We start from the raw sequence: 13,401 nt of genomic DNA, 5'->3' as shown, positions 1-13,401 counted from the left end.
GGAGTAATAAATGAGTGACAAACAATATGCAGTTATCGGCTTAGGGCGTTTTGGGTTATCTGTATGCAAAGAGCTACAAAGTTCAGGGGCGCAGGTGCTCGCTGTCGATATTGATGAAGAGCGAGTGAAAGAAGCGGCCAATTTTGTTTCACAAGCGATTGTTGCGAACTGCACGAGCGAAGAGACAGTTAAAGAACTAAGGCTGGACGATTACGATATGGTAATGGTGTCGATTGGCTCTGATGTTAACTCCAGTATTCTAACGACGCTAGTGGTAAAAGAATCAGGCGCAAAAGCCGTTTGGGTGAAGGCGAACGATAAGTTTCACGGTAAGATCCTTTCTAAGATTGGTGCCGATCATATCATCATGCCCGAGCGAGACATGGGTATTCGTGTTGCGCGTAAAATGTTGGATAGACGCGTTCTTGAGTTTATCGACCTTGGCAGCGGCTTAGCGATGACGGAAATTGTTATTGGTTCTAATTTTTTGGGTAAGAAACTTGGTGACCTTAAGCTGTGCAAAGAAAATGGTGTTGAGGTACTTGGTTTCAAGCGAGGCCCGAACCTAACTAAAGCACCTGAACTGGATGTGAGTTTAGAAATTGGGGATGTGGTGATCATCGCTGGGCCGAAAGAGACCTTATCTAGAAAGCTACGCAATTGGTAACTGGCAATCGGAAATAAGGTAACAGTATGAATTCGTTAAAACGAAAAGGTACTTTCTACACGCTTAAGAGTGATAAAAAGCCACGTAAAGGCTCTGAACCTAAGATTATCCTTACGAGCTTCTTAGGCGTACTTATCCCTTCTGCAATATTGTTGACGCTACCCGTGTTCTCAGTGACAGGTCTAAGCTTTACGGATGCACTGTTTACCGCCACGTCGGCGATCAGTGTGACAGGCTTAGGTGTTGTTGATACCGGTCAGCATTTCACCTTGGCAGGTAAAATCTTACTGATGTTCTTGATGCAAGTCGGCGGGTTAGGGCAGATGACCCTTTCTGCGGTGCTGCTCTATATGTTTGGTGTTCGGCTAAGTTTGAAACAGCAAGCATTAGCGAAAGAAGCATTGGGGCAAGATCGTAAGATTAACCTCCGAAAATTAGTCAAGAAGATCATCATTTTTGCATTGGTGGCGGAATTTATAGGTTTCGTATTGCTCTGTTTTCGTTGGGTCCCTGAAATGGGATGGGCAACAGGGAGCTTTTACGCGTTATTTCACGCGATTTCTGCATTCAATAACGCAGGATTTGCGTTGTTCTCAGACAGTATGGCGAGCTTTGTTGACGATCCACTGGTGATCTTTACCTTAGCAGGCTTGTTCATTTTCGGCGGATTAGGTTTTACGGTCGTGGGCGACCTGTCGACTAACTGGCGGAAAGGCTTCCAACATCTGCATTTACACACCAAGATTATGCTAACGGCGACACCGACGTTATTGGCGGTGGGCACGGTGATGTTTTGGTTATTGGAGAGAAATAACTCAGCGACGATGGAGGGCTTGTCGACACAAGGGCAATGGTTGGCGGCTTTTTTCCAGTCAGCGAGTGCTCGTACTGCTGGTTTTAATAGTGTGGATTTGTCTCAGTACACTCAGCCTGCATTGTTGGTGATGATAGTACTAATGTTGATTGGTGCTGGTTCAACTTCCACTGGTGGTGGTATTAAGGTTTCGACCTTTGCGGTCGCTTTTGTAGCAACGTGGACCTTCTTACGTCAGAAAAAGCATGTAGTGATGTTTAAACGTACTGTGACCTGGCAAGCGGTAACAAAGTCATTGGCCATTATTGTGGTAAGTGGAGCGTTGTTAACCACCGCGATGTTTTTGTTAATGCTTACTGAAAAGGCAGCGTTTGACCGAGTCATGTTTGAGGTGATTTCAGCCTTTGCAACGGTTGGCTTAACAGCTGGCTTAACCGCAAACCTGACTGAACCCGGTAAATACATCATGATTGTCGTTATGGTAATCGGGCGTATTGGTCCTTTGACTTTGGCGTACATGCTGGCTCGTCCAGAACCTTCCTTGTTGAAATACCCTGAAGATACAGTGTTGACGGGCTAATAATGTTAACGGGTCAAAAAAGTTAACAGGCTAAGGTTAACCCTTCTTGTTAGTGCGTTAGAAAAACAAAGCCAGCGAATATGCTGACTTTGTTTTTTAGAGGTTCAGAGGTTTATGGTAAGTTTCTGAATTCTTAGCCCTCGAACATCTCTACATATTCTTCGTAGCCTTCGTCTGCCAATTTATCCGCTGGAATAAAGCGCATTGCTGCGGAGTTCATGCAGTAGCGTAAACCTGTCGGTTTTGGACCATCTTTAAAGACATGTCCTAGGTGAGAATCGCCAAACTTACTGCGAACCTCTGTTCTTGGGTAAAGCAGCTTGTAGTCAGTAGTCGTCACAACATAAGCCTCGCTGATTGGCTGTGTAAAGCTCGGCCAACCTGTACCTGATTTGTATTTGTCTTTTGAAGAGAATAAAGGCTCACCCGTTACGATATCAACGTAAATACCTTCTTGCTTGTTATCCCAGTATTTGTTGTCAAACGGGCGCTCTGTCGCGTCGTCTTGTGTGACATCGTATTGCAGTGAAGTTAGAGAAGCTTTGATCTCTGCATCAGACGGCTTGCTGTATGTCTTAGTATTGGCTGTCGCATTCTTACCATCGATGATCTGACGGATCGTTTGCGGGTTTTCATTTCTATCATCGCCGAAGACTTTATCTAGGTACTGATCACGACCAGAAGCGTAGCGGTAGTAGTTATAACGAACTTTGCTCTTCTTGTAATAATCTTGGTGGTAATCTTCTGCTGGCCAGAATTTCTCAAACTCAATCAGTTCTGTTTTTAGTGGTTCACCAAAGATCTGAGCCTTGTCGATTTCCATCATGAAGTTCTGAGCGACGTCTTTTTGTGCTTGGTTATGATAGAAAACAGCAGGTCGATATTGTGGACCTCGATCAACGAATGAACCTTTGTCATCAGTTGGGTCGATGTGTCTGAAGAATTGGTCAAGCACCTGTTCGTAGCTAACCACATCAGGGTTATAAGTCACGTTGATCACTTCGATGTGACCAGACTTACCTGATGAAACTTGTTTATAGGTTGGGTTTTCTAGTTCACCACCAGAATACCCAGAGATAACGTCTGTCACGCCTGTCAGTTTTTCTAGATCGGATTCTGTACACCAAAAACAACCACCAGCCAGTGTCGCGATTTCAGTTTTACCTGAATTAGCCGTTTTATCCATTGTATTGGCAGTGCCAGTCTGGCTTACAAACAGCGAAATCAGTGGTAGTGCAACCACGAGTGATACCAATATTTTAGATAATTTATTCATAGATACCTCATCTTGACGTTTTTCTCATTCGATTTTGAATGTACGAATAGAGACAGGTTTTAGATGGAAAAAATTACACTATTCATGAAAAAATATCTCAAATAGAAAATCTTGCTCATAAAAGCTGCCAGTAGTAGGGTGTAGGCATTGATATAAAATAATACCAATCACAGTAAGTAAGTGATCATAAATAGCGCAGGAAAAAAACTCGAGAACAAGGCGGAATTTTCCGATAAGTAGTTATTCTACAATCAAAAATTCTAACGAAGTTATCGAGATTTTTAACAAGCTAGGATGACCAGTTATTTACTACGATTGGTATACCAAATAATGATGACGTTTTCGTACATCTAAGGAACAACATGCAAGCAGAAGTTAAATGGGTCGAAGGCTTTAAATTCCTAGGTCACTCTCAATCAGGCCATTCTATTGTTATGGATGGAAGCGGCGGTGCTACAGCGCCAAGCCCTATGGAGATGGTGTTAATGGCTGCAGGTGGTTGTAGTTCTGTTGATGTAGTGGACGGTTTGAAATCTGCGGGTCAAAGCATCACTGGTTGTAATGCAAAACTAGAAACAACGCGTCGTGAAACAGCGCCGAAAATCTTTACTGTGATTAATATTCACTTTGAAGTGTCTGGTGACAACCTTGATCCTGAGCAGGTTGCTAAGGTGTGTGCGGATTCATTAGAAAAGTACTGTTCTGTATGTCTAATGTTGGGTGCTGGCGTAGAGATGACTCATAGTTGGGAAATCGTCTAGTCTTCTGATTGTATAGCTTGGTGGTAGGCTGATTTTTACGGCTTACGGCTTACGGCTTATCGCTTACGGTTTATAGGCATAGCCAGATAAAGAAAAGGGCGGAACACTTTACAGTGTTCCGCCCTTAATTATTCTAGTTAGAGTAGAGTGCTATTATTCAGCCGTTTCTACAATAACTTCTTCCATTTGCGCTTCTTCTTGGTATTCGAAGCTTGGGATTGTTGCGTCGACACGACGGTTTTGCGCGCGACCTTCAGCTGTAGCGTTTGATGCAATTGGATTCTCTTCGCCTTCACCTGAAGCTGTAATACGGTCTGCTTCAATGCCTTGCTCTTCAATGTACGCGGCTACAGCAGCAGCACGCTTCTTAGAGATCATCATGTTGTACTCAGCCGCACCTGTTGAATCCGTGTGACCAACAACATTAACGGATGATTGAGGATGAGCTTGCAGCACTTCAACTAATGGCATTAGCGCAGTTTTACCGTCTGAAGATAATTTAGTGCTATTTGTCTCAAACATACCTTGAGAGAAGCTTTCAGTCTGAGCTTTAGTAACAACAACTGCTTCTTCTTCAACAACAACGGTTTCTGGCTCGGCAATAGGCTCCGCAGGAGCTTGTGTTACTGCTGCTGCAGAAGCTACTGTTGCGGCTGATGCCGTTGTGTTACCTGTACCGAAATTGTAGCTTAGGCCGACAGTAACAAGGTTAGAGTTAAGATCTTGAATAATCTTATCGTCAAAATCATCAAAGTATTGGTATTCAACTCTAAGCGCCCAGTCGTCTGATAGTTGTTTCTCTGCGCCGATACCTAAGGCTAATACAACGTCGTCTTCGTCATCGTGCATGATGTAAGCAGGACCAGCTTTGAAGAAGATATCAAACTCTTGTTTAATCGCTAGTCGATACATTGGGCTCAAAGAAATGGCTACGATAGAATCGCTGTATCTTTGAGTCGCTCCGTTGTTGTTAAAGCTCGTGTCATAATCACCTAAGTAATCCGCATTTAATTCAAGAGCAATGTTATCGGTAAAATTGTAACCACCGTAAACACCACCCGCAACTGAATCATCTTCACAGTCAACGTTGTCGACACAAGCGCTATCTAGCCACCCCATTCCGACTTTCGCACCCACATAAGTGGTTGCGGCAATTGAGGGAGCAGCAGCGAAGCCGGAAGCTGCGATCACAGCACACATGATTTTTGAAAGTTTTTTCATAATCTTATCCTTGGATTAATTTTTATTGTTATCTGAACTGGCCTTTAAAGCGAAAACTTACCGGGTGGGACACTGCAAAAGTAAGTAAATCAAGGCGTTGATTCAGGCAGAACCTTTTCAAGAACTGTTAATACATTGTTAGTCTGATTGCTTATGAGAGTCAATGTGATTGTTGGGATTTATATTTTTCAAGGTGCTATTTATAACTTTTTTGTCGAACAATTGCTGTCTCAAATGTTGGAAACGACGAAACCTCGTATCATTTTTACGTGATACGAGGTTTCATTTTTTATGTGCTCGGATTATTTGCTTATATAGCCTGAATTGCAGGCGTTAGAGGAGGTATAGCCGTTATGGGCGTTCACCGGCTAACAAACGTTTTTCAATATCTGCAATCACTCTAGGTAAGTCGGCGATGGTATCGATCAGGTAGTGCGGGTTTGATTTGTTTAGCTTAACGCTTGCTTTTTCACGTGCAGCTGCAAGTGTTGTCTCGTCTGCATCTAAATATTCTTGGTATGTTAAGCCTGCTTCGTTCCCCGATAATACAAGTCCAACTGTCCACATGCCTGCGTTGTGACCTTCATCGATACCAGGTGCTGCGTCATCCACTTTCACACACGCAGCGACGTTCGTCACACCTAGGTCAATGACGTTTTTAAGCGCCATGAATGGAGCTGGGCGACCGCCTTTCGGTAAATCATCAGTCGCTACTACGTTGTCAGGAAGATAACCGTAATCTGCTGCAGCTGGAATCAGTACGTCCATCACTTCTCGTGGGTAACCAGAGCAAGAACCTATTTTTACATTCTTCTCTTTTAGGTCATTTACCACTTCAATTGCGTTTAAAATAGGCGCTGCGTGGTCGGCTACTTTCGCTTTTTGAAGAGGCATGAATGCCGCGTAGATCGCATCAACGTCTTCGCTGGTCATCGAGCGTCCGAATTGAGCATTCCAACGAGCGTCAACCGCTGGGATTTGACCGACCGCTTGGATGTGATCCCATTTGCCGATACCCATGGGTTCGCGTGCTTCTGCTAGGTCGATGTTAAAGTCGAAACCTTGTCTGAATGCTTCAACGAAGATGCTTGTTGGAGCAAACGAGCCGAAATCAACGATAGTGCCAGCCCAGTCAAAGATAACCGCTTGGATAGGTGATGTTGTGTTCATAATAGTGTCCTATTGTGTGTCACTTCCCGCCTGTTTAAAACTTAAAGGTTCAGTCGGGAGGTTACTGATTGTTTTAGGTTATTGGTTGCTTGAAATTATTTCTTCAAGACGTACTTTAAAAGGTGATTTAAAGGTATTCGAAGTCTTTGCAGACTTTTGCTATCGCTTTTTCGAAGACAGACAGAGCGACTTCTAGTTCGCTACGGCTGATGATCAATGGTGGACTTAACTGAATCACGTTACCTTGTGACACCTTAAAGCTCAGGCCATCGTTCAGACATTGATAAAGTACCGCTTCTGCTTCATCGAAAGCCCGGGTTTTGGTGATATGGTCAGTGACCAACTCAACCCCCCAAAGCAGACCGATGCCGCGAACGTCACCAATGACTGGGTACTTCTCTTTCATTTGAAGCAGCTGCTCACACACGAATGCGCTGTCTGCTTGCACTTTTTCAAGTAGGTTTTCTTGCTCAATCACTTCCATGGTGGCGAGTGCTGCCGCGCAACCAATTGGGCTTTTTTCGTGGGTGTAGTGACCAAGAGATACTTGCGCTGCCGTGTTGTATTTGTCTTTAGTGATCATGGCTGCGATTGGTACTAAGCCGCCGCCAAAACCTTTACCGATACAAAGAATGTCAGGTTCGATATCAAAGGCTTGGTGAGTGAACCATTCGCCACTGCGACCCATTCCGTTTGGAATGTCGTCGATGATCAACATGACGTTATGCTTATCGCAGATCTCACGGATGCGCTTCCAGTAAGCTTTGCTTGGTACTTGAACGTCTGTGTTACGCACTGCTTCCGCAATGAAGGCACCAATGCCACCTTCTTTTTCAATGACGTACTCAAGGTAATCGGCATAGTGCACATCACATGCAGTCTCATTGTTATCGCCTGCGCTACTCCCACTTAACGGAAAACTATCGCGAGGCGAAAAAGAGTCTCTAAGCGGAAAAGCACCACGATAGGAAACTGCTGGTGGAATGCGTTCTACGCCAGCCATTAACGGCCCCATGCCTTCACGAAAACAAGCTTCACCGCCGACAGAGATCGCATCAAGTGACGCACCGTGGAATGAATCCCACAATGAAACGACTTTGAAGTTGTTGGTGACATGTCGCGCTAATTTGAGTGCCATGCCAATAACCGATGTACCACCGGGAGCAAACAACACGCGATTCAAATCACCACCGCAGATCTGCGTGAGTTTCTCAGCGCACTGAACGGCCGTCTCATTGGTAAAGCGACGCGGTGAAAACGGCAATGATGCCATTTGTTGAGTCACTTTATTAATGATGTGTGGGTGGCCATAACCTAGCTGGTGAACATTATTCCCGTGAAAGTCCATATACTTCTTGCCAGTCGCATCTTGAATGTAGATGCCTTCTGCAGCTTCAAGTGTGTCTAGGCAAGGCGTTGACATCGCTTGATGAAGAAATACGTCAGAGTCACGTTTCAACATCACTTGTGTCGCATCATCGTTTAGCGATTCGTTCCATTTCTCACGCGCTGGCGTGGTGTTCACATCGCCTTCGCTTCGAAAGTGCGTCGCCTTCAGAACTTGCTCTGGATTGGTCGTCGTCATTATTTGATGTCCCAGTACATAGCGTTTTTCACTGCGCCAATGAGGGCTTCAATGTCTGACGGGTAAACTTCACCGATGTTACCGATGCGGAAGCAGTCTGCGTTTGAAACCTTACCCGGGTAAATCACAAACCCTTGCTCTTTCAAACGGTCATAGAATTCCTTGAACTGGTAATCGCTATGAATTGGAGAGTAGAAAGAGGTGATGATAGGTGAGTGAAGGTCATCGTTAAGCAGTGGTTCTAAACCAAGAGAGCGCATGCCAGCAACCAATGTGGTTTGGTTGGTTCGGTAGCGATTGTGACGAGCTTCAATGCCGCCTTCTTGTTCCAATTCAAGCAGGGCTTGGTAGAACGCACGCACCGTGTGAGTCGGGGAGGTGAAGCGCCATTTACCATGGTTGCTTTCCATACAGTGCCATTGGTCAAACAAATCAAGGCTTAATGAGCGAGCTTGGCCTTTGCACTTCTCGAGATCTGATTGCTTAGCAATAACAAAGCCGAATCCAGGTACACCTTGAATGCACTTGTTTGCTGAGCTGATCATGTAGTCGATGCCTAAGTCAGCAATATCCATAGGGATACCGCCAAAGCTCGACATAGCATCAAGAATGACGGTTTTGTTGTGCTGTTTTGCCAATTTGGCAATCTCTTCAATTGGATTCAGCATACCTGTAGTGGTCTCACAGTGCACAATCGCAACGTGAGTAATGTCTGAATCCATGGCCAATGCAGTCTCCATTTCGTTCAAGTCAGGTTGTGATGTTTCACCTGGGGAAACGACATGGCATGGAATGTTTAAATATTCTGCGATTTGAGCAATCCGAGCACCATACGCACCGTTGTCAACAACAAGAAGCTTGCCGCTTTTAGAGATAACGCTACCGATTGTTGCTTCAACTGAAGCGGTGCCGCTGCCTTGCATTAATACACTTGTATAACCCGTTTGCTTAGTCGCTAAAGTCACTAGCTTGCTACGAATCACTTCAACAACGTCTTTGTTGTATTCATCATCCCAAGTACACCAGTCTTTTAGCATCGCTTGGCGAACGGTTTCAGAAGTAGATAGAGGGCCCGGTGTCAGTAGTAAGTATTCGTTTCTCATGTTCAGTTCTCGTGATGTTCATTTTGGACTATACCAATATTTGCGTTTACTTTAACAACCAATTTAAACGGTCGTAAATAGCCCAAACGTCATTTTCATAAAAGCTTCATATTTAAAACTGACCACTTGTCTGAGATATTCTCCGATCTTTAAACTGCCATTTTTTGTTCATTTAACCGTCACAAAAGTCGATTAGCTTAATATTCGAAATCTGGTACATACCAATGTAGAGGCGTGTGCTTACAACCTAAATGAATTTATAGATATAGAAGTCTCTAGATGGAGCTTCTAACTTCTAACCTTGGCATCGGGCCTGACTGGAGAAAATGATGAAAAACCGTTTTATGAAAGGATCACTTGCAGCATTAGTTACTCTATTAGCTGGTAATGCTTATGCAGCACAGGAAGTGACGGTTTACACCGCTTTTGAAACTGACATTTTAGCGAAATACAAAAACGCATTTGAAAGTGAAAACCCAGACATCAACATCAAATGGGTTCGTGATTCAACTGGGATCATGACGGCAAAATTATTGGCCGAGAAAAACAACCCTCGTGCAGAAGTAGTATGGGGTCTTGCGGGCTCTTCTATGGCTTTGCTTAAAGAAGAGGGCATTCTCAAGCCTTACACACCTCAAGGTGTAGAAGCATTACGCGCTAATCTTAACGACCCACAGTCTACTCAAGCTTGGTATGGCAATGACGCATTCTTTAATGCCGTTTGCTTTAACGAAATAGTTGCTAAGCAACTTAACTTACCGGCACCTAAATCTTGGGATGACCTAACGAAACCTATCTACAAGGGCCACATTGCTATGCCAAACCCAGCATCTTCTGGTACGGGCTACATGCAGGTTTCGGCTTGGTTACAAAACATGGGTGAAGACCAAGGTTGGAGCTACATGCAGAAGCTAGATCAAAACATTGCTCATTACACGCACTCAGGTTCGAAGCCATGTGTTCAAGCGGGTATGGGGGAAGTGGCTATCGGAATTTCTATGGCGAGCCGAGGTGCGAAGCTAAAAACTCAAGGTGCGCCACTTTCTGTCATTACGCCTGAAGGTATCGGTTGGGAATCTGAAGCGGTAGGTCTTGTTAAGCCTTCGGATGCAGCACAACGTGTTATCGATTGGTCAATATCTAAAGCAGCGAATGAACTTTACATCGAAATGTACCCAGTTGTTGGCCACCAAGATGTGACAGGTAAAGCAGAAAACTTCCCGAACGTAGAGAAGAACATGGCAAAAATGGACTTCGCTCGTATGGGCAGCGAACGTGCAGATGTATTGAAAACATGGTCTGAGAAGTTTGACGCTAAATCAGAGCCAAAATCTTAATCTACTGAGCTTATTAGACACGTAGTCCAATAGATATGCAGCTCATTAGAAGTTAGGAATCAGTAAAGGAAGGCTTCGGTCTTCCTTTTTTAGTTTTACGCCTTTAGGTTTTTAGTAAGGTACAACAAATGAAAAAGCACTACTCATATTGGTTCAAGCAAGCATTGGAGCAGGAATTTGGCAGCATCAAGGCAGGGCTAGAGTCCTCTAAACCGCTTCAAAAAGACGTTAACTGTGATATCGCCATTGTTGGCGGTGGCTATACGGGTTTATGGACGGCGATTTTAATCAAACAACAGCAACCCGAAAAGCATGTTGTCGTGATTGAAAAATGCCTATGTGGTAGCGGTGCTTCTGGTGCGAACGGCGGTTGCATGCTGACGTGGTCAACCAAATATCCGACGCTGAAAAAGCTCTACGGAAAAGAACAAGCGAAATGGTTGGTTAAGGAATCGGAAAAGGTCATTTACGAGATCGAAGCGTTCTGTAACGAGCATAAAATCGATGCGCACCTTTATAGAAGTGGCACTTACTATACGGCAACCAATGAATCTCAAAAGGGCGGAATGAAGCCTATCGTTAATGAGTTGGTCAAGCAGGGGATCAATAGCTGGAAGAAGTGTGATCAGTCCTTAGCTGATAAAGCGGGATCTGATCGCCACATTGAGGGTTACTACTCAGAAGCTGCGGGCAGTGTGCAGCCAGCGTTATTGGCTAGAGGTTTGCGCAGAGTTGCTCTCGAACTGGGTGTCGAAATTTACGAAAATACAGAGATGGTTTCTCTTGATTACGGCTCACCAGTTCGCGTCCAAACCAAAGGCGGTTCCGTATTTGCGGATAAAGTGATCTTAGCGCTCAATGCATGGATGCTCGATCACTTTAAAGAGTTCAAACGCAGCATAGTGGTTGTTTCTTCAGATATGGTGGTGACTAAGCCTATTCCTGAAAAGCTCAAGCAGTTTGGTCCAGAGAAAGGGTCAGCGGTGGTAGATTCGCGTATCTTTGTCCACTATTACCGAGATACCCAGGACGGACGACTCATGTTGGGCAAAGGCGGTAATAAGTTCTCGTTTGCCAATCAAGTTGAAAGCATGTTTAACCAAACGACCAACTACCTGCCGATTCTTAATCAATCCTTTCAAAAACTTTTCCCTAAACTAGAGCAGAGTGAATTCGATTACAACTGGTCAGGCGGCTCAGATCGTTCGGTCACCGGTTTGCCATTTTTCGGTAATCTAAAAGGCCAAAGTAATATCTATTATGGGCTTGGTTACTCTGGTAATGGCGTTGCTCAAACCCGAATGGGTGGGAAGATTTTGTCAGCAATGGCACTCGATATCGACAACGCTTGGACACGAAGCGGTTTAACTAAAGGCCCGTTAGGACACTTCCCGCCAGAGCCATTCCGTTGGGTAGGTGCCATGATGGTTCGTGATGCGGTACGAAGAAAAGAGAACGCGGAAGATTCCGGTAACACGCCATTGTGGCTTGATAGGCAATTGGCAAAGTTGGCGGGTGCAGCAGGTAAAGCCGACAAGGTTGAATCGTAAACTAATCTAGCGTTTACATTTAGGCCCTCAGTGATTTATGGGCAAGTCACTGAGGGTTTTCAACGTTGAACTAACTTTTAATGCTGAACAAGTAGCAATCTTTAATGCTTATTATATCTGCAATATAACTGTCATTTAGCTTCTATAAATTTGTCACTCAACTGCAATATTCTCAGTTTAAATTTGGTATATACCATATGGAGAGTGCTGTAGTATGAGCAACCAAACTTATTTGAATATTGAAAACGTTGTAAAGCAATTTGGCCAATTTACAGCGTTAAAAGACATTTCCTTATCAATAGATAAAGGCGAGTTCGTCTGCTTCCTTGGTCCATCTGGCTGTGGAAAAACCACCTTATTACGTGCGATTGCAGGTCTAGATTTACCGACCTCTGGTTCTATTGAGCAGAACGGTAATGATACGACCTTCTTGCCACCAGAAAAGCGTGACTTTGGTATCGTGTTTCAATCTTATGCTTTGTTTCCCAATCTCACAGTGGAAGAAAACATTGCGATTGGTCTGAAGAATCAAGGGATGTCGACCAAAGAAGCTCTGGAAACAGTAGAGTCTTGGTTAGAAACGATTGGTTTACCGACGTCTGGCCAAAAATATCCGAATCAACTGTCTGGTGGACAACAGCAGCGTGTTGCTCTGGCTCGCGCATTGGCGTTGTCTCCAGGTTTGTTATTACTTGATGAGCCGCTTTCTGCGTTGGATGCGAAGGTAAGAACACACCTGCGTGACGAGATCTGCCAGCTGCAACGCAAACTGGGTATTACGACCATCATGGTGACGCACGACCAAGATGAAGCCTTGACGATGGCAGACCGAATAGTGGTGATGAACCACGGTGTCATTGAGCAAGTCGGTGCCCCACAAGAGATCTACCAAAAACCAGTCAGTCGTTTTGTGGCTGAGTTTGTTGGCAGCATGAACTTCATTCAAGCTTCTGTCGCAGCGCAAGGCAAGATACGTATTGCTGAGTCGATGCTACCGTTGCCGGGTTTAGATAACCTCACTCCAAAACTTGGTGATGTTTTCGATATTGCCGTTCGTCCAGAGCAAATCCAGTTTGTTGATCGTTTTAGTGAGTCATTACCCGTGAGAATCGTATCGAGCGAGTTCCTAGGGGCTTTCTATCGAGTTGAGTGCGAATTACAACATGATTCAACGGCGAAAGAGATCATCGTTGATGTGTCAGTCAAAGAGTTCAATCGATTGAAGCTCCGCCGCAGTGATATTCGTTACGTAGCATTTGATCAAGAAGGCCTTAGAGCTTACTCATCGAAAAGCCTGCAAGTGATGAAAGATGAGGCGGCGTAAATAATCATGGAAT

11 protein-coding genes are annotated in these 13,401 nt (G+C 44.5%); 6 read left to right on the top strand and 5 right to left on the bottom strand.

Going from position 1 to position 13,401, the window contains the following annotated elements; genetic code table 11:
• Positions 1-10 precede the first annotated feature (10 nt).
• Together DUN60_RS22735 and DUN60_RS22730 are read left to right on the top strand one after the other, a co-directional pair.
• Entirely contained in the window at positions 11-667 is a 657-nt protein-coding gene (locus tag DUN60_RS22735) for a potassium channel family protein (protein WP_017079662.1), read from the top strand.
• 26 nt (positions 668-693) lie between these two features.
• On the top strand, positions 694-2,061 hold the full coding sequence (locus DUN60_RS22730) for a TrkH family potassium uptake protein (protein WP_054547094.1): 1,368 nt from the start codon (positions 694-696) through the stop codon (positions 2,059-2,061).
• Positions 2,062-2,194: 133 nt separating this feature from the next.
• Here the strand turns inward: DUN60_RS22730 and msrB are convergent, their stop codons facing one another.
• Positions 2,195-3,337 (bottom strand): peptide-methionine (R)-S-oxide reductase MsrB, encoded by a 1,143-nt coding sequence (gene msrB, locus DUN60_RS22725; RefSeq protein ID WP_114635541.1) that lies wholly within the window; start codon positions 3,335-3,337, stop codon positions 2,195-2,197.
• Positions 3,338-3,699: 362 nt separating this feature from the next.
• On the opposite strand from msrB, the gene DUN60_RS22720 reads away from it, so the two are divergent.
• Positions 3,700-4,098: an OsmC family protein gene (locus DUN60_RS22720; protein WP_114635540.1), complete on the top strand. Its 399-nt coding sequence runs from the start codon at positions 3,700-3,702 to the stop codon at positions 4,096-4,098.
• 153 nt (positions 4,099-4,251) lie between these two features.
• On the opposite strand, the gene DUN60_RS22715 is transcribed toward DUN60_RS22720, so the two are convergent.
• From DUN60_RS22715 to phnW, 4 genes are all read right to left on the bottom strand, one after another.
• Positions 4,252-5,319, bottom strand: a complete 1,068-nt coding sequence (locus DUN60_RS22715; protein WP_054547091.1) for an OmpA family protein — start codon at positions 5,317-5,319, stop codon at positions 4,252-4,254.
• A gap of 351 nt (positions 5,320-5,670) precedes the next feature.
• Positions 5,671-6,489, bottom strand: a complete 819-nt coding sequence (gene phnX / locus DUN60_RS22710; protein WP_114635539.1) for a phosphonoacetaldehyde hydrolase — start codon at positions 6,487-6,489, stop codon at positions 5,671-5,673.
• 127 nt (positions 6,490-6,616) lie between these two features.
• A complete protein-coding gene (locus tag DUN60_RS22705) occupies positions 6,617-8,074 on the bottom strand; it encodes an aspartate aminotransferase family protein (RefSeq protein ID WP_114635538.1) in 1,458 nt (485 codons plus the stop codon).
• Complete coding sequence (gene phnW, locus DUN60_RS22700) at positions 8,074-9,177, bottom strand: 2-aminoethylphosphonate--pyruvate transaminase (RefSeq protein WP_114635537.1); 1,104 nt, start codon at positions 9,175-9,177, stop codon at positions 8,074-8,076. The genes DUN60_RS22705 and phnW overlap by 1 nt, the downstream gene beginning before the upstream one ends.
• Positions 9,178-9,503: 326 nt before the next feature.
• Between phnW and DUN60_RS22695 the strand changes: the two genes are divergently transcribed.
• The 3 genes from DUN60_RS22695 (at position 9,504) to DUN60_RS22685 (ending at position 13,388) form a co-directional block, all read left to right on the top strand.
• Positions 9,504-10,514: a putative 2-aminoethylphosphonate ABC transporter substrate-binding protein gene (locus DUN60_RS22695; RefSeq protein WP_114635536.1), complete on the top strand. Its 1,011-nt coding sequence runs from the start codon at positions 9,504-9,506 to the stop codon at positions 10,512-10,514.
• 128 nt (positions 10,515-10,642) lie between these two features.
• Positions 10,643-12,064 carry an FAD-dependent oxidoreductase gene (locus tag DUN60_RS22690; protein ID WP_114635535.1) on the top strand — a complete coding sequence of 474 codons (1,422 nt, stop codon included), beginning with the start codon at positions 10,643-10,645 and terminating at the stop codon, positions 12,062-12,064.
• A gap of 214 nt (positions 12,065-12,278) precedes the next feature.
• Positions 12,279-13,388: a putative 2-aminoethylphosphonate ABC transporter ATP-binding protein gene (locus DUN60_RS22685; RefSeq protein ID WP_114635534.1), complete on the top strand. Its 1,110-nt coding sequence runs from the start codon at positions 12,279-12,281 to the stop codon at positions 13,386-13,388.
• The last annotated feature ends 13 nt before the right edge of the window (positions 13,389-13,401 follow it).

This window comes from Vibrio splendidus (assembly GCF_003345295.1).
In the GTDB taxonomy this organism is placed as follows: domain Bacteria; phylum Pseudomonadota; class Gammaproteobacteria; order Enterobacterales; family Vibrionaceae; genus Vibrio; species Vibrio splendidus_K.
Note: the sequence above shows the minus strand (reverse complement) of the source record. Positions and strands in the feature narration are given on the sequence as shown.